Annotated in this window: 17 protein-coding genes and 1 pseudogene; 5 read left to right on the top strand and 13 right to left on the bottom strand. The window is 64.2% G+C overall.

Annotation, left to right across the window (positions count from 1 at the left end; translation table 11 throughout):
- Together EN993_RS18725 and EN993_RS18720 are read right to left on the bottom strand one after the other, a co-directional pair.
- On the bottom strand, nucleotides 1–1419 hold a 1419-nt coding region (locus EN993_RS18725), incomplete at its 3' end, for a phosphoenolpyruvate-utilizing N-terminal domain-containing protein (RefSeq protein WP_127264516.1).
- Between the two features lie 83 nt (nucleotides 1420–1502).
- Entirely contained in the window at nucleotides 1503–2756 is a 1254-nt protein-coding gene (locus EN993_RS18720) for an aspartate kinase (protein WP_013529459.1), read from the bottom strand.
- Nucleotides 2757–3016: 260 nt separating this feature from the next.
- Between EN993_RS18720 and EN993_RS18715 the strand changes: the two genes are divergently transcribed.
- Both EN993_RS18715 and ubiG read left to right on the top strand, forming a co-directional pair.
- Entirely contained in the window at nucleotides 3017–4855 is a 1839-nt protein-coding gene (locus EN993_RS18715; protein WP_127264515.1) for a CHASE3 domain-containing protein, read from the top strand.
- A gap of 97 nt (nucleotides 4856–4952) precedes the next feature.
- On the top strand, nucleotides 4953–5702 hold the full coding sequence (gene ubiG, locus EN993_RS18710) for a bifunctional 2-polyprenyl-6-hydroxyphenol methylase/3-demethylubiquinol 3-O-methyltransferase UbiG (protein WP_109658617.1): 750 nt from the start codon (nucleotides 4953–4955) through the stop codon (nucleotides 5700–5702).
- Here the strand turns inward: ubiG and EN993_RS37830 are convergent.
- Both EN993_RS37830 and EN993_RS18700 read right to left on the bottom strand, forming a co-directional pair.
- Nucleotides 5665–6205, bottom strand: a pseudogene (locus tag EN993_RS37830) (flavin reductase family protein). The gene ubiG and the pseudogene EN993_RS37830 overlap by 38 nt on opposite strands.
- A 242-nt stretch (nucleotides 6206–6447) precedes the next feature.
- The gene (locus tag EN993_RS18700; protein WP_109658616.1) at nucleotides 6448–7362 is read right to left on the bottom strand and encodes a DMT family transporter; all 915 of its coding nucleotides are present in this window, start codon (nucleotides 7360–7362) and stop codon (nucleotides 6448–6450) included.
- A gap of 87 nt (nucleotides 7363–7449) precedes the next feature.
- Here EN993_RS18700 and EN993_RS18695 point away from each other — a divergent pair, with 87 nt between their 5' ends.
- Nucleotides 7450–7944: a MarR family transcriptional regulator gene (locus tag EN993_RS18695; RefSeq protein WP_206532389.1), complete on the top strand. Its 495-nt coding sequence runs from the start codon at nucleotides 7450–7452 to the stop codon at nucleotides 7942–7944.
- Between the two features lie 4 nt (nucleotides 7945–7948).
- Here EN993_RS18695 and EN993_RS18690 read toward each other — a convergent pair whose 3' ends face one another.
- Genes EN993_RS18690 through EN993_RS18675 form a run of 4 tightly spaced genes read right to left on the bottom strand, consistent with a single transcriptional unit; the run spans nucleotide 7949 to nucleotide 10333 of the window.
- A complete protein-coding gene (locus tag EN993_RS18690) occupies nucleotides 7949–8374 on the bottom strand; it encodes a DUF1178 family protein (RefSeq protein WP_109658615.1) in 426 nt (141 codons plus the stop codon).
- On the bottom strand, nucleotides 8371–9237 hold the full coding sequence (locus tag EN993_RS18685; protein ID WP_109658614.1) for a carbon-nitrogen hydrolase family protein: 867 nt from the start codon (nucleotides 9235–9237) through the stop codon (nucleotides 8371–8373). Before EN993_RS18685 ends, EN993_RS18690 begins: the two co-directional genes overlap by 4 nt.
- A 10-nt stretch (nucleotides 9238–9247) precedes the next feature.
- On the bottom strand, nucleotides 9248–9517 hold the full coding sequence (gene grxC, locus EN993_RS18680) for a glutaredoxin 3 (RefSeq protein WP_056583465.1): 270 nt from the start codon (nucleotides 9515–9517) through the stop codon (nucleotides 9248–9250).
- A 27-nt stretch (nucleotides 9518–9544) separates the two neighbouring features.
- Complete coding sequence (locus EN993_RS18675; RefSeq protein WP_109658613.1) at nucleotides 9545–10333, bottom strand: ComF family protein; 789 nt, start codon at nucleotides 10331–10333, stop codon at nucleotides 9545–9547.
- Nucleotides 10334–10410: 77 nt separating this feature from the next.
- Between EN993_RS18675 and EN993_RS18670 the strand changes: the two genes are divergently transcribed.
- Nucleotides 10411–11286: a methyltransferase domain-containing protein gene (locus EN993_RS18670; RefSeq protein ID WP_127264514.1), complete on the top strand. Its 876-nt coding sequence runs from the start codon at nucleotides 10411–10413 to the stop codon at nucleotides 11284–11286.
- Between the two features lie 28 nt (nucleotides 11287–11314).
- Here EN993_RS18670 and EN993_RS18665 read toward each other — a convergent pair whose 3' ends face one another.
- From EN993_RS18665 to argJ, 5 genes are all read right to left on the bottom strand, one after another.
- Complete coding sequence (locus EN993_RS18665) at nucleotides 11315–11500, bottom strand: Flp family type IVb pilin (RefSeq protein ID WP_109658611.1); 186 nt, start codon at nucleotides 11498–11500, stop codon at nucleotides 11315–11317.
- 109 nt (nucleotides 11501–11609) lie between these two features.
- On the bottom strand, nucleotides 11610–11927 hold the full coding sequence (locus tag EN993_RS18660; RefSeq protein ID WP_127264513.1) for a hypothetical protein: 318 nt from the start codon (nucleotides 11925–11927) through the stop codon (nucleotides 11610–11612).
- A 131-nt stretch (nucleotides 11928–12058) separates the two neighbouring features.
- Nucleotides 12059–12481, bottom strand: a complete 423-nt coding sequence (locus tag EN993_RS18655) for a (deoxy)nucleoside triphosphate pyrophosphohydrolase (RefSeq protein WP_127264512.1) — start codon at nucleotides 12479–12481, stop codon at nucleotides 12059–12061.
- Between the two features lie 9 nt (nucleotides 12482–12490).
- On the bottom strand, nucleotides 12491–13243 hold the full coding sequence (locus EN993_RS18650) for a GNAT family N-acetyltransferase (protein ID WP_126070649.1): 753 nt from the start codon (nucleotides 13241–13243) through the stop codon (nucleotides 12491–12493).
- A gap of 29 nt (nucleotides 13244–13272) precedes the next feature.
- Nucleotides 13273–14514, bottom strand: a complete 1242-nt coding sequence (argJ, locus tag EN993_RS18645) for a bifunctional glutamate N-acetyltransferase/amino-acid acetyltransferase ArgJ (protein ID WP_109658608.1) — start codon at nucleotides 14512–14514, stop codon at nucleotides 13273–13275.
- Nucleotides 14515–14683: 169 nt separating this feature from the next.
- On the opposite strand from argJ, the gene EN993_RS18640 reads away from it, so the two are divergent.
- A partial coding sequence (locus EN993_RS18640) for a caspase domain-containing protein (RefSeq protein WP_127264511.1) occupies nucleotides 14684–15654 on the top strand: 971 nt, incomplete at its 3' end.

Genomic DNA, 15654 nt, shown 5'->3' with positions numbered 1-15654 from the left:
GAACAGGCCGATGCCGGCCGCACCCGCTTCGGCAAGCTGCGGCAGGTCGACGGCAAGCCCGGCATTCATCAACAGGTCGACCTGGACACCATCCCTGGTCATCGACGGCTTCTTGCGCAGCTCGCGATAGACTTCTTGCCGGCGAGCCCGGAAACGCACCTTTTCGGCATAGGCGGCTTCGAGATCGGGCTGCGGCCGCAAATGGATCACGCCCTCTTCACCGTCGACGATGATGGCGTCGCCGTTTTCCGCCATGGAAACCGCGCCCTTCATCTGGCCGGCGACAGGGATGCCCATGGCCCGCGCGACGATAACGACGTGGCTGGTCGCAGCACCATCCTCGAGCACCAGCCCGCGCATCTTGTCCCTGGGATAGTCGAGCAGTTCGGCGGCGCCCATCGAACGGGCGACGATGATGGCGTCCTTCGGCAGCGATGCGGCGACATCTTCCGGCCCGCGCCCCATCAGCTGGCGCAGCAGCCGGTTGGCGAGGTCGTCGAAATCGCTCATCCGCTCGCGCAGATAGGGGTCGGTCATGTGCAGCATGCGGGCGCGCATGTCGCTCTGCACCTTTTCCACGGCAGCCTCGGCGGTCAGGCCGTTGCGGATCGCCTCTTCCAGCCGGCGCACCCAGCCGCGGTCGTTGGCGAACATACGATAGGCTTCCAGCACCTGGCGATGCTCGCCCTCGAAGGCGACGTCGCGGCGTTCGAGCATGTCGTCGATGGAGAGCCTGAGCGAGCCGAGCGAGGTTTCGAGCCGGCGGACCTCTTCCTCGCTGTCTTCGTTGAACAAATTGGTGACGACGATGCGCGGCTCATGCAGCACGACATGGCCAAGTCCGACGCCGTCATTGAAGGAAAGGCCGGTGAAGCTGACCGGACGGCGCAGATCGAGCTCGAGGCCGGGCCTGGTCAGCCGCGCCAGATCGCCGGTGGCGATCATCTCGGCGATCACCATTGCGGTGGTTTCCAGCGCCTCGACCTCGTCGTCGCGGTAATGGCGCATGGTCTTGTTCTGCACCACCAGAACGCCCAGCGTGCGCCCTGCCCGCAGCACCGGCACGCCGAGGAAGGAGTTGTAGATCTCTTCCCCGGTCTCCGGCAGATAGGCAAAGGCCGGATGTTCCTGCGCATTGGAAAGGTTGAGCGGCCGCGCACTGGCCGCGATCGTGCCGACCAGGCCTTGCCCCAGTCGCAACTGCGCAAGGTGGACGGCGTTCGGGTTCAGACCTTCGGTGGCGTAGAGTTCGAGCACCGAATCGGCACGCAGCACATAGAGCGAGCAGACTTCGGCGACCATGTTGGAGGCGATATCGCGCACGATCCGGTCAAGCCGCTCCTGCGGCTCCAGCGGCTCCTGCATGAGCTCGCGGAGCCGTTTCAGCAAAACGCGCGGGCCACTGGCCTGATCACGCATCGCGGCTTCTTCTCCAATGGGCATTCTGCCCGCCGCAGTTTCCACTGCGACCGGCGCACACGCAACAACTCAAATCGTTCTCGCTACTGCTTATCCAGACCGTAGACGGAATGCAAAGTACGAACCGCAAGTTCGGTGTACGGACCGTCGATCAGGATCGAAATCTTGATCTCGGAGGTTGTGATGGCGCGGATGTTGATCGACTTGTCGGCCAGCGCCTTGAAAGCGGTGGCGGCGACGCCGGCATGGCTCCTCATGCCGATGCCGATGACCGAAACCTTCGACATGCCGGCTTCCGACTGCACGACATCGTAGCCGATCGACGCCTTGAGGCGCTCAAGCACGGCCAGCGCCTTGTCGACATCGCCCGACGGCACGGTGAAAGTCATGTCGGTGAACTTGCCGTCCTCGGAAATGTTCTGGACGATCATGTCGACATTGATGTTGGCCTCGGCCAGCGGCCCGAAGATGCCGGCGGCGACGCCCGGCCGGTCGCCGACGCGGCGCAGCGAAATCTGCGCTTCGTCCTTGGCATAGGCAATTCCGGTGACGACCTGCTGTTCCACGATCTCTTCCTCGTCGCAAATGAGCGTTCCGGGCGGATTGAGCAAATCCCCCATTCCGGGCGCATCGGGATCGTCGAAGGACGACCGCACGAAGGTACGCACCCTGTGCACCATGGCAAGCTCGACCGAACGCACCTGCAGAACCTTGGCACCGAGCGAGGCCATTTCAAGCATTTCCTCGAACGAGATCTTGGCCAGCCGCCGCGCCTTGGGCTCGATGCGCGGATCGGTGGTGTAGACCCCGTCGACGTCGGTATAGATATCGCAACGATCGGCCTTGACCGCCGCGGCGATGGCTACCGCACTGGTGTCGGAGCCGCCGCGGCCGAGCGTGGCGATGCGATTGTCCGGACCGATGCCCTGGAAACCAGCGATCACCGCCACTTGGCCCTCGCCGAAGCGCTTGATCAGGAAGGCACCGTCGATGTCGAGGATGCGCGCCGCACCATGCGCATTGTCAGTCTTGATCGGGATCTGCCAGCCCTGCCACGAACGGGCATGCACGCCCATGTTCTGCAAGGTGATCGCCAGGAGGCCGGCCGTGACCTGTTCGCCGGAAGCGACGACCGCGTCATATTCGCGTGCGTCGTGCATCGGCGAGGCCTCGCGCGTCCAGCCGACCAGTTCATTGGTCTTGCCGGCCATCGCCGAAACCACCACGGCCACCTCATGGCCAGCGTCGACCTCGCGTTTGACGTGACGCGCCACATTGCGGATGCGGGCGATGTCGGCGACGGAGGTCCCGCCGAATTTCATCACGATGCGCGCCATGGAAGCGAAATGCCTTTGACTGAAGCCGGACCCCAGCCCAAAAAGCAGGAATCCCGAAAAGCGGAAGGCCGGCTGACGCCGGCCGCTGAATGCGCGGCCTCCTTAGCCAAATGATGAAGGTTTCGCAAGGCTGGCGGCGGATTGCCGGCTTCAAGAAGACGGCATATTGCGTTCCACCCCGCCACCGCCTACGAAATGCTGCCCGCGGGAAATTCCTTTTTGGTCCGGTATTACAGATGATTGCTCGTCTTCGACGCGCCATGCGATGGCAATCACTCCCGCTTGTCATTGGCTTCGCGGTGTTGGCGCTGATCGTCGGCAGCCGTGCCATGCTGGTCGAGGGCCAGAGAGCCAATCGCGCCGCCGCGCGCGAGGCAATCGAATATCAAGAATTGCTTTCCGGCCTGCTTTCGCTGGCGCAAGACGCGGAGAGCGGTCAGCGCGGCTATCTGCTGACCGGTGAGAAATCCTATCTCGAACCCTATCGGCGGGCTGTCGGCGCCATTCCGGGGCAACTTGCACGCATCGACAGCATGACTGCCCCGGACGACCAGGTCGTCCAGCAGATCAACCATATCAAGGACGCACTTTCGCAAAAGCAGGCTGAACTGGCCGAGACGATTGCCCTGTACGACCAGGGCAATGCGACGAAGGCGCTGGATCTGGTCCGCAGCGGTCAGGGCAAGGCCGTCATGGACGAAATCCGGACCAGCATGGATACGATCCGACGCATCGGCGCCGCCGCCGTCGCTGCGCGCGACGAGAACACCGACCGCGTCGAGGCCTGGCTGCGCATCGGTTCGCTGGCGGCGCTGCTGGCGATATTCCTGCTTGGCGCCTACACGATCAGGGAATCGCGCCGCCGCTTCCACGAGGTGGCTGTCGCCCAGGATGAGCTGGTGCGCAAGAACATCGCGCTCGGCAATGAGATCCAGACGCGGGAAAAGGCCGAATCCCAGATCCGCCAGATGCAGAAAATGGAGGCGGTCGGTCAACTCACCGGCGGCATCGCCCACGACTTCAACAACATGCTGGCGGTGATCATCAGTGCCATGAACCTTGCCCAGCGCAAGCTGGCGCGTGGCGAGCACGACATCGCAAAATTCATCGAAGCGGCAATCGACGCGGCGAACCGTGCCGCCAATCTGACGGCCCGGCTGCTCGCCTTCTCGCGCCAGCAGCCACTGGCGCCGCAAATCGTCGACGCCAACCGTCTGCTGACCGGCATGTCGGACCTGATCCGGCGAGCGCTCGGTGAAACCATCCGCATCGAAACCGTGTTAGCGGGGGGCTTGTGGAAGATCCATGCCGACCCGAGCCAGATCGAGAACGCCATTCTCAACCTGGCCGTCAACGCCCGTGACGCCATGGGCGGTGACGGCAAGCTGACCATCGAGACCGCCAACAGCCATCTCGACGACAGCTATGCTGCCACCCATGCCGAGGTCGCGGCCGGCCAGTATGTGATGATCGCCGTCAGCGACACCGGTTCGGGCATGCCCCCCGAAATCATCGCCAAGGCCTTCGAGCCCTTTTTCACCACCAAGCCGGTCAACAAGGGCACAGGCCTGGGGCTGAGCCAGGTGTTCGGCTTCGTCAAACAGTCGGGTGGCCACGTCAAGATCTATTCCGAACCCGGCGAAGGCACGACAATCAAGATCTACTTGCCGCGCTTTTTTGGCGCCGAAGAAGCAGCCGTGCCGACGGGACGAGGCGAGAATTCCGCTCCCATCACCGAAACGATCCTCGTCGTCGAGGACGATGCCCGCGTGCGTGCCTCCACCACCGATGCCTTGCGCGAACTCGGCTACGCCGTCATCGATGCCGCAAGCGGCCAGGAAGCGTTGCAGAAGCTGGCGGAAACCCCGGGCATCGCGCTTCTGTTCACGGATATCGTCATGCCGGTGATGAACGGCCGCAAACTGGCGGAAGAAGCAATCGCGCGCATGCCGCAGCTGAAGGTGATCTTCACCACCGGCTTCACCAGGAACGCCGTGGTCCACAACGGCGTGCTTGACCATGACGTGCACTTCCTGGCCAAGCCCTTCACCATCGAGCAACTGGCGGCGAAACTGCGCGCCGTGCTGGACACGAAGTAGGTCGGCCACTCTGTCAGCCCCTTGGCAGCATCGAAAATTGTTGCCTTGACATTCGCGGCCCCACACCCGACTTCCTAGCGCTCGAGGAGACCAACCGATGCCAGAGCCCCGACGATCGACGATCGATGCCGGAGAAGTGGAACGCTTTTCCGCCCTTGCCGCCGAATGGTGGAACCCGAACGGCAAGTTCCGTCCCCTGCACAAATTCAATCCGGTCCGGCTGTCCTATATCCGCGACCAGATAGCGGCGCGCTTCGGCCGCGATCCACGCGCTGCAAGGCCTTTCGAGGGCCTGCGCATCCTCGACATCGGCTGCGGCGGCGGCCTTTTGTGCGAGCCGATGGCGCGGCTTGGCGCCGAAGTTGTGGGCGCGGATGCTTCCGAAACAAACATCGAAGTCGCGAAGCTGCACGCGGCCGAGGGCAATGTCAGCGTCGATTATCGCGCCACGACAGCCGAGGACCTTGCCGACGCCGGCGAAAAATTCGACGTCATCCTCAACATGGAAGTGGTCGAGCATGTCGCCGACATCGACCTGTTCGTCGCCAAATGCGGCGAGATGGTCCGGCCTGGCGGCATCATGTTCGTGGCCACCATCAACCGCACGCTGAAGGCGCTCGGGTTGGCCATCATCGGCGCCGAATATGTGCTGCGCTGGCTGCCGCGTGGCACCCACCAGTTCGGCAAGCTGGTGCGCCCGGAAGAGCTCGAAAAGGCGCTTGGCGGCGCCGGCCTGACCATCATCGACCGCACCGGCGTCACCTACAACCCGCTTGCCGACCGCTGGGCGCGGTCGAAGGACATGGACGTCAACTACATGGTCCTGGCGGAAAAAGGCTCGGTCTGATCAACCGTACTTCTCTTGGAATTAGCTCCAGGGTGTGGCCGGCATCGTGGGTGCGCACGGCCTCGACCGAGCCAATGACGATCGAATGCGTGCCGCGATCGATCATCTCGTCGAGGCTGCAGTCGAGGGCGGCCACCGCATCCGAAAGCAACAAAGCTCCGGTCTTGAGCGTCATCCATTCGGCGCCCTCATAGCGGTCCTTGCTCTTGATGCCGCCGAAACCGGAGAACCGCTCGGCCACCCTTTGATGCTGGGGGCCAAGCGAGTTGACGCCGAAATGCCGGTAACGTTCGATCACCGGCCAGGTCGACGACGACCGGTTGACACAGGCAATCACCTTAGGCGGTTCGGCCGACAGCGAGACGACCGAAATGACCACCAGGCCTGAGCGATCCTCCGGTGCCAGCGGTGATGACGCTGACATTGCCGACGATCAGCCGCATCGCGGCCCGAAAGTCCGCGCCATCGACAGGAGTTCCCTCTGGAACCTTTGCTTCGGTCATGGCGTGCTCCAAAAGCAATTCCAGGAAAAGTGTGACACGGTTTTCCCGGGAAAAGCGCATAGCGCTTTCCCTTGGGAATTGCGACAAAACAAAAAACTCGAGCGGTTTGGCGTTTCCGTGAAACGATCTCGTCCCTGGAGCGTGACAGATCGATGGCCGGCGTGAACAGGAAGTCGGCGTTGCGGACCGCGAACCCGGTGGCGAAGAGAACGAAACCAGCGCCGGCTGAGGCGCAAGCGCGCTCACGCCGCCTGGCTTTGCGCCTTCCTGCTGGGCTGACTTTGCGCCATGGTGGTGATGAACACGCCAGCGGTGATGATGACCGCGCCTGCCCAGGTCAGCAGCTGATAGTGCTCGCCAAGGAAGATCGTGCCGGCAAACAGGCCGACGGCCGCCGCCACATAGCCGATCTGGCTGAGATAGACCGGGCCGCCAACCGCCTGCAGCCGGAAGAAGAAGGCGAACATCGCCGATGCCGACGCAACCTGCGCGACGACGACCAGCGGCACGCCGCCGAGTGAAGCGAAGGCCTTGACGCCGAACAGGGCGAGAATGCCGACAAGCAGCATCGCCGCCGACGCCAAATGGCTGCCGACGGCAAGCTCGATCGGGCCGGTGCCTTCCGGCCAGTCGACCGTGCGGTAAATGTTGCCGGCGGCAAGGCTGACCGGGATGAGCAGCCCCATCACCACCCAGAACAGATCGGCCGGCTGGCCGGCCTCGCCGCGCGTCACCGCCACCATGACGGCGCCGACAAAGCCGACGGCGATGCCGACAATGCCTAGCATGTTGGGGCGCCGGACACGCAACAGGATCGAGAACACCAGCGTGATGACAGGCGACAGCGTGAACATGATGCCGGTGTAGCCGGCGCCCAGATGCGGGATGGCCGAGAACATCAGCAGATTGGGGACGGCATAGGACACCGCCGCGGTGACGAAGAAATAGCGCAATTTGTGCGCGGTGAGCCGGACGCGCTGACCGCGAGCCAAGAGCACGCACAGCAAGACGCCGCCGGCGCCAAGCGAGATGACGAAGGCCCAGACCATGGCCGGCACGCCGGCAGCCGTGGCGAGCTTGCCGAACGGCAGTGTCAGGCCGAGCAGGCCGCCGGTGACGACCAGCAGGCCGAGCGCCGAATCCCAGAGAAATTTCATGATTGAACCCTGTCGCCGCGGCCCTTGGCCGGCATTGTATCTTGAGGTAAGATAATGGAAAGATTCTTAACGTCAAGATATATGATGATGAGACAGTTGGATAGAGCAGCAAGAGCGATCGAGCAATGGAAGCGGGAGCGGCCCGATCTGGACGTCTCGCCGATGGCCGTGCTCGGGCGGCTGAACGAGGCCTCCTCGCTGATCGCCCGCGAGCGCCTGGCGCCGTTGTTTGCCCGCTATGGATTGCAGTCGGGAGAGTTCGATGTTCTGGCGACGCTGCGCCGCTCGGGTTCACCCTACGCGCTGACGCCGACCGCGCTCTATGAGGCGACGATGGTGACCTCAGGCGCCATGACCAACAGGCTCGACCGGCTGGAAACGTCCGGATTGATCCTGCGCGGGCCGCACCCCAACGATCGTCGCGGCATTGTCGTGAGGCTGACTGAAAAGGGCCTGACGCTAATTGACGAGGCTGTTAGCGCCCATGTGGCCAACGAACACGAGGTTCTTTCCAGCCTGACGCAGGCCGAACGAGAAACGCTCGCTCGGCTGCTTGAGAAATTGATCGGCAGCGTGAGCTAGCCGGTCAATTGCGGTCGTCCGGGAACACCGGGATCGGCATGAACTCGACGCCGTCCTCGGCCAGGCTCTTGGCCTCTTCCAGCGTCGCCTCGCCATAGATGCCGCGCGGGTCGGTTTCGCCGAAATGGATCTTGCGCGCTTCCTCGGCGAACTTGTCGCCGACATAGTCGGCATTCTCGCGCACCTTCTCGGCCATCGCCTTCAGCTGCGCCAAAGCCTGCTTCTGCGCCTCTCCCATGGCGAGCGCTATCGTTTCCTGCTTGCGCGCCGTGGAGACCGCCGGCGCCATCAGCGCTTTCTGCACCTTGTGCGAGCCGCAGGTCGGACAGTCGACAAAGCCACGCTTCTTCTGAGTGTCGAAATCGTCATTGCTGCGGAACCAGCCTTCGAATTCGTGCTCGTGCTCGCAGATCAGGGCAAAACGGATCAAGAGGCTGCACCCCTGAGCCGCGGCGCCTCGCCCAAGCCGGCATTGACGGCAAAATCTCGCGCATTTTTGAGGTTTGGAATCTTCTTGCGCGCGGCAAGCGACTGCGCCGAGTCGATCTCGGCGACGATCACCGCCGGCTCGTCATGCGCGGCTTCCGCGATGATACGGCCCCACGGATCGACGATCAGCGAATGACCGTAGGTCTCGCGGCCGTCCTCATGCAGGCCGCCTTGCGCGGCGGCGACGACATAGGCGCCGTTCTCGATGGCGCGCGCCCTGAGCAGCACGTGCCAGTGCGCCTCGCCCGTCTGGCGGGTGAAGGCGGCCGGCACCGAAAGCAGATCTGCGCCGGCCAGTGCCTCGGCGCGGAACAGTTGCGGAAAGCGCAGATCGTAGCAAACGGCGAAGCCAAGCTTTGCACCCTCGATCTCGGTGACGACGGCCTCGGCGCCCGGTTCATAGGCGGCGGATTCACGCCACGACTCGCCATTATCGAGATCGACGTCGAACATGTGGATCTTGTCGTAGGTGGCGAGCGTAGCGCCGTCCGGGCCGAACAGCAGCGCCCGGTTGGCGAGCTTGCCGTCGGCGCGCAGGATGGCGGTCGAGCCGATATGCAGGAAAACGCCGAGCTCCTTGGCCAGCTTGCGCGCGGTCGAGACGATGATGTCCTTGTCCTCGGATGTGAAGGAGGCGGCGCGCGCTTGCTTGTCGCGGATCAGTGCGCCGGTCATTTCCGGCGTCTGGATATAGGTCGCGCCCTGGCTTGCGGCTTCGCGCACCAGCCGTTCGAGATCGACCGCGTTGCGCTCGGGGCTCTCGCCCGAACGCATCTGGATCGCAGCCGCCTTGAAAACACCCATTGTCATATCCTCAAATCGTCGCGCCGTTGGCGAGCAGTTTGTCCAGCCGGCCTTCGGCCTCCAGCTCGTGCAGGTCGTCGCAGCCGCCGACATGCGTATCGCCGATGAAAATCTGCGGAAAAGTCGAGCGGCCGTGGGCGCGGGAAATCATTTCCTGGCGCAGTTCCGGCGAGAAGGAGGCATCGTGCTCGGTAAAGGCGACGCCCTTGCGCTCAAGCAGCCGCTTGGCTGCCGTGCAGTAGCCGCACATCATGCGGGTGTAGATGGTGACATCGGCCATGACGAATTTCCGCTGTTCGTTGCCGACTTATATAGTCGCGGACTCGTCCGCCCGGAAGTCCCCCGGCAACACACGGGCAAAGGTCAGCACGTCGACGGCGGCCGCACCTCCCCTTTTCAGTGCCTTGGTGGCGGAACGCACGGTGGCGCCGGTGGTGTAGACATCGTCGATCAGCAGCACCCTGCGGCCGGCAATCTCGATTTCCGACTCGGCGGGCACTCGAAAGGCGGCCCGCACATTCTCCTCGCGCTCCTGCCGCTCCAGCCCAACCTGCTGGCGGGTGAGTTTCACACGCCGCACCGCCGAGGGTGCGAAGGGCAAGTCGCTGAGCACCGACACTGCCCTCGCCAGTTCCGCCGATTGGTTGAACCGTCGCCTGAAGAAACGTCGCCAGTGCAGGGGCACCGGCACCACCACATCCGCTTCGGCGATGAGATCGGCACCCGCGCGCACCATCCAGCGCGCCATCCACGGCGCGAGATCCGTGCGGTCCTGGTATTTCAGCCCTTGCACCATCTGGCGGGCGACTCCTGAATAGGCGACCGCAGCCCGCGCCCGCTCGAAAGGCGGCGGATCGGCAATTGCCTCGGCCGACAGAAAGCCTTCGCCCATATGGTGGGTGAACGGCGTGCCCATCACCGGGCACCATGGCCGTTCCAGCAGCCTGAGCTTCGGCCAGCAGGCGCCGCACAGCACGCCGGGCTGCGAGACATGCCGGCGGCAACCAGCGCAGACCGGCGGAAACAGGATGCGCGCCGGCCAGCCGAGGGCCGATCGGGCGAAGCGCTTGATCTCGCCGGGCTTGATCTTGGACATCGGATCGGCCACGTGGTTGGTTCTCCGTGCCAAGTATACCAACTATATCAGGGCGTGGACAAACAAGGATCCGCCCGTTGCAGCCGATAATGGATACCTCTCTGTGGCTGGCGCACAAGCGGCGCGCGCTCACCCATCCGGTTGACGGCGCGGACTTCCTCATGCGCCGTACGGCCGAGGATCTTGCCGACCGGCTGGGCGCCGTCGAGCGCCGGTTCGGCAAGGCGGCTGTGCTGTTTTGCCAGACCCCGGCGGCAGCCGAAATGCTCGCCGAAAGCGGCAAGGTCGCCGACATTGTCCGCGTCGAAACGGATACGGCTTTCCTGAGCGGCGGCGGCGCCGGCTTGATCGCTCCGCTGGAAACCGTGCCGTTCGAGCCGGAGAGCCTCGATCTGGTGGTCTCGCTTCTGTCGCTGCAGGCGATGAACGACATTCCCGGCATGCTGATCCAGATCCGCCGCGCGTTGCGGCCGGATGGGCTTTTCCTCGGCGCCTTTGCCGGCGCCGGCACGCTTTTTGAGCTGCGCGAAAGCCTGCTTACGGCCGAGACCGAGCTTTACGGCGGCGCCAGCCCGCGTGTCACCCCGTTCACCGACGTGCGCGACGCCGGTGCGCTCCTGCAGCGCGCCGGTCTCGCTCTGCCGGTCGCCGACGTCGAGACGGTGACGGTGCGCTATGCCAGCCTGTTTAACCTGATGGCGGATCTGCGGGCCGTGGGCGAGACCAGTGCGCTCACCGATCGCAGCCGGCGGCCGGGCTCACGCAAGCTGTTTGCCCGCGCGGCGGAAATCTACGCCGAGCGGTTTTCCGACCCTGACGGCCGTGTGAGGGCAAGTTTCTCGATCGTCTGGATGTCTGGTTGGGCGCCTGACGCATCGCAGCAAAAGCCGCTGAAACCGGGTTCGGCCAAGGTCTCGCTGAAGGCAATCCTGGAGGCGCCCGACGGGCGTTGATCCTGCCCGCAAGCGCGGAAAGGTTGGATCAGGGTGAGGGTGCGAAAGCGTTCGCAAGCTTGCTGTTGTTGTCGCTGAACAGCCAGGTAAGCGAGTCGGCGAACTGACCAACTCCGGTGATGATCCCCAGCGCCACCAAGGTCGCGATCAGTCCATACTCGATGGCTGTCGCGCCGGTCTCGTCCTTCAGAAAACCCAGCAGCACTGCTTTCATGACCTCGACCCCTCTCGCCAGGAGATTACCGCCGATCCGTTAAGAAAGGTTAACGGCAAAGGCTTAACAGGCGGTGAAACCGCCGCCTTGCCGAAAACTCTTAACCATGTCAGCAGTCGCCGCTGCTTCTGCCATTGGACCGGATGATGCAGACCGAACTGGGCTGCGGCTGCAGCACGCTGCGGCGCAGCGTGTAGGTTTCGCGATGGCTGACCGAGCCGGTGGCCGTCATGTCGAGCCCGCCGGCAAGATCATCGCGGGCCGACAGCGATCGTGTCTGGCTGTCGAGGAAAGGGGTTGCGATCAGCGCCAGCGCCACCGCGGCCGAACCGAACAAAAGCGTGATCCGCAATATGCCCATGCCTGCGTCGGCGGCGCGAAAGCTGCGCTCGGGCCGGATCGAGTCCCAATCCCTGTCTAGGCTCATGCTATCGCTCCCCAGCGAATTGGCGGCGCGGCCGCGAACGGCGATGCTTCAATTTTTCATGATGAGATAAATCTTCCATTAACGCTGGCTGATACAACGCCTCGGCCAGGAAGCGGCCGGGCGAGAAGCCCTCAAAGAAGATCGATGAGGAAGGGGATCAGCGGCGCGTCGGCCGGCGGCATCGGATAGTCGCGCATCTGCTTTGGCCGCACCCATTTCAGCGCCTGGCCTTCCCTGGGTTGGGCGATGCCGCGGAAACGGCGGCAGATGAACAGCGGCATCAGCAGGTGGAAATCGTCGTAGGAATGACTGGCGAAGGTGAGCGGCGCCAGGCACGGGATATCGGTTTCGATGCCGATTTCCTCGTGCAGTTCGCGAATGATGCATTGTTCGGGCGTCTCGCCGGGTTCGACCTTGCCGCCGGGAAATTCCCACAGCCCGGCAAGTTGCTTGCCCTCTGGCCGCTGCGCCAAAAGCACCCGGCCGTCGGCATCGACCAGCGCGCAGGCGGCGACCAGGAGCAGACGCTTGCCGGCGATCGTCACCTCATTCATGCCAATACTTCATTCATGACCCGGCGGCCGGCGGTAGTGGTAGCGATAGACTTCGTCGAAGCCGAGCGAATGGTAGAGCGCCAGCGCCGGAACATTGCCGGCCTCGACCTGCAGCCAGGCTTCCCGCGCCCCACGCAGCCGCGCCCATTTCAGCGCCGACAGGATCAGGTTGCGGCCGTGGCCCTTGTTGCGCGCCGACTTGTCGGTGGCGACCTCGAACAGGCCGGCAAGATCGCCGTCATGCACGCAGATCAGCGTTGCCAACGCTTCGGCGCCATCTTCGAGCGCGAACAGTCCGGCCTCGGGCTGGATGGCGCCGATGATCTCCGACAGGCCGGGCCGCAGCGAAACATCCGAACCGCTGACCTTGAGCGACGCGCCGATGAAGCGGCTGATGTCCTTCAGCGGAATCTGGTCCATGGCGGCGTCGAGTTGCGCGTCGGCCAGCGGCAGCCGCATGACCAGCGACTCGTCGAACCGGCTCCAGCCCTCGCGGTCGAGATGGCTGGCGAGATCCGGACCCGACAGTGGCGACATGCGAAACGTCAGCGGTCGGCCATAGGCGTCGAAACGGCGGCTGGCCCGGCCGATACGGTCGGCAATGTGCTGGGTGTCGCCGGGATCGAGCGGGTTGACCGAGTTCAGCCGCTTGGCCGGATGGCCGGCGGTCAGCCGCACCACCCAGGTGCCGTCATAGTGGACAGCGGCTGCCGGCCAGGCGCGAAAGCCGGCCGCCTCGTAGCGGCGCACGATCGCGAGCATGCTTGCCGGATGCCTGGAGCCCAAGACCATCAGCTCCGATAATCGCCATTGATGGCGACATATTCCTTGGTGAGATCGCAGGTCCACACCGTCGCCTTGCCGCGGCCGATGCCGATATCGGCGCGGATGCGGATGTCGTCGCGCTTCATGTAGGCCGACGTCGCTGCCTCGGAGTAGCCGGGGTCGCGCTCGCCTTCATGCGCCAGCCTGTTGTCGCCGAACCAGATCGACAGCCGGTCGCGATCGGCGGGTTCGCCGGCCTTGCCGACGGCCATGACGACGCGGCCCCAATTGGCATCCTCGCCGGCGACCGCCGTCTTGACCAGCGGCGAATTGGCGATCGACAGCGCGATGCGCTTGGCCGACCGCGCCGATTTGGCGCCGGTGACGGTGACTTCGACCTGCTTGCGGGCGCCCTCGCCGTCGCGCACCACTTGCAGCGCCAGCGATTTCAGCACCTTTCCGAGTGCCCGGCGAAACGCGCCGAGACGGGCATCCTTGGGGTCGGTTATCTCGGGCGCGCCGCGCTTGGCGGCCTTGCCGGTGGCGAAGATCAGCAGCGTGTCGCTGGTCGAGGTGTCGCTGTCGACGGTGACCGCGTTGAAGGTCTTGGCCGTGCCGCGCGACAACAGGTCCTGCAGAACAGGGGCGGCGATCGGCGCGTCGGTGGCGATGAAGGACAGCATCGTCGCCATGTCGGGCGCGATCATGCCAGCGCCCTTGGAGATGCCGTTGATGGTGACATCGGTGTCGCCGAGCTTGACGGTCGCTGTCGCCACTTTCGGATAGGTATCCGTGGTCATGATCGCCTTTGCAGCTTCGGTCCACAGCCCTGGCTTGCCATTGCTGACCAGCCCCGCGAGCAGATGGCTGAATTTGCTGGTGTCGAGCGGCTCGCCGATGACGCCGGTCGAGGCCAGGAAAACCTCGCTTGCCTTGCAGCCGGCCGCCTTCGCCGCCGCCTCACCCGTCAGGGCCGTGGATTCCCGACCTTTCTTGCCGGTGAACGCGTTGGCATTGCCGGAATTGACGACCAGTACCCGCGCCTTGCCGGCGCCGAGATTCTGGCGGCAGAAATCGACCGGCGCCGAGGGACATTTCGATTTCGTGAACACACCGGCGACCGCGGTGCCTTCATCGAAGACCATAGTCAGCAGATCGGTGCGGTTCTTGTACTTTATACCCGCCTCGGCGGTGGCGATGCGCACCCCCTCGATTTCTGGCATCTTGGGGTATTTCTTCGGCGCAAGCGGCGAAATCGTCGTGGACATGGGGGCCTCGGGCGGGAAAAATCGCAAGGGAAGGCCGGTTTGCCCGATACGCCGCGCGGGCGCAAGGGCGTTTTCGTCGCTCTTGCCGGGGGCGGGAGCCCTCTCGGGATTAAGCTTGCATTTCAAATCTGTTGGCGCCGCCCGGGCCGATGGCGTTATGATCTTGGCCATGGGCAGGCTTGCGATCCTCGCATGGGCATTTCTGGGACTTTTGCTGCTGAGCGCGGATGCGCAGCCGCAACGGCGCGTAGCGCTTGTCATTGGCAACGGCACTTACGCGGAAGCCGGCACGCTGGCCAATCCCGTGAACGACGCGCTCGACATCGCCGACAAGCTGCGCTCCATCGGCTTCGAGGTCATCGAAGGCAATGATCTCGGCAAACGTGAGCTCGAACGCAGCATCGGCGAGTTCTCCGACGCGCTCGAAGGCGCCGGCGTCGGGCTATTCTATTATGCCGGCCACGGCTTGCAGGTCGACGGGCGCAACTACATCGTGCCGGTCGACGCCAGGTTGGACGTGCCGGTCAAGCTGCAACTCGAGGCCATGCCGATCGACGAAGTCCTCGACATCATGGAACAGCAGACCAAGGTCAGCCTGGTGTTTCTCGATGCCTGCCGCAACAATCCGTTTGCCCGCAGTCTCAGCCGCACCGCCACCATGCGCTCGGCGACGGCGCTGGCCGGGCTGGCGCAGTTCGATTCGACGCGCGGCTCCTTCATCGCCTTCTCGACAGCACCTGGTGCCGTTGCCATGGACGGAAGCGGGCGCAACTCGCCTTTTGCCGCCGCCCTGCTGCGCCATATCGCCGAACCTGGCCAGAGCATCAACGACATGATGATCGCGGTGCGCCGCGACGTGGTTTCGCAAACCCGCGAGGCCCAGCGCCCCTGGGAGCAGGGCTCGCTGCTCGAGCGTTTCGAATTCGTCTCTGACGGACAACCCGCCCAGCCGCGGAAGCCAGCCGCTCCGGCACCTCCGACCGAAGTTGCCGTGCTCGAGCGCTCGGTGGGCGATGACAAGGGATCGATCGAAAAATTCCTGCGCCAGGATTATCTGACGCCGGACACCAAGGCGATGAGCGAGACCGTCAAGCGGCTCGACGGCCCGTCCGCCACCATGTTCGGCACACGCTACGACGC

It is taken from the genome of Mesorhizobium sp. M7D.F.Ca.US.004.01.2.1, assembly GCF_003997785.1.
Taxonomy (GTDB): Bacteria; Pseudomonadota; Alphaproteobacteria; order Rhizobiales; family Rhizobiaceae; genus Mesorhizobium; species Mesorhizobium loti.
Note: the sequence above shows the minus strand (reverse complement) of the source record. Positions and strands in the feature narration are given on the sequence as shown.

Coding starts and splice junctions, on each gene's coding strand:
- EN993_RS18665 (WP_109658611.1), bottom strand. CDS start 11,500: ATGAAAGCAGTGCTGCTGGGTTTTCTGAAGGACGAGACCGGCGCGACA.
- EN993_RS18720 (WP_013529459.1), bottom strand. CDS start 2,756: ATGGCGCGCATCGTGATGAAATTCGGCGGGACCTCCGTCGCCGACATC.
- EN993_RS18685 (WP_109658614.1), bottom strand. CDS start 9,237: ATGGGTGTTTTCAAGGCGGCTGCGATCCAGATGCGTTCGGGCGAGAGC.
- ubiG (WP_109658617.1), top strand. CDS start 4,953: ATGCCAGAGCCCCGACGATCGACGATCGATGCCGGAGAAGTGGAACGC.
- argJ (WP_109658608.1), bottom strand. CDS start 14,514: ATGTCCACGACGATTTCGCCGCTTGCGCCGAAGAAATACCCCAAGATG.
- EN993_RS18650 (WP_126070649.1), bottom strand. CDS start 13,243: ATGCTCGCGATCGTGCGCCGCTACGAGGCGGCCGGCTTTCGCGCCTGG.
- EN993_RS18675 (WP_109658613.1), bottom strand. CDS start 10,333: ATGTCCAAGATCAAGCCCGGCGAGATCAAGCGCTTCGCCCGATCGGCC.
- EN993_RS18660 (WP_127264513.1), bottom strand. CDS start 11,927: ATGAGCCTAGACAGGGATTGGGACTCGATCCGGCCCGAGCGCAGCTTT.
- EN993_RS18695 (WP_206532389.1), top strand. CDS start 7,450: ATGAGACAGTTGGATAGAGCAGCAAGAGCGATCGAGCAATGGAAGCGG.
- EN993_RS18715 (WP_127264515.1), top strand. CDS start 3,017: ATGCGATGGCAATCACTCCCGCTTGTCATTGGCTTCGCGGTGTTGGCG.
- EN993_RS18655 (WP_127264512.1), bottom strand. CDS start 12,481: ATGAATGAGGTGACGATCGCCGGCAAGCGTCTGCTCCTGGTCGCCGCC.
- grxC (WP_056583465.1), bottom strand. CDS start 9,517: ATGGCCGATGTCACCATCTACACCCGCATGATGTGCGGCTACTGCACG.
- EN993_RS18700 (WP_109658616.1), bottom strand. CDS start 7,362: ATGAAATTTCTCTGGGATTCGGCGCTCGGCCTGCTGGTCGTCACCGGC.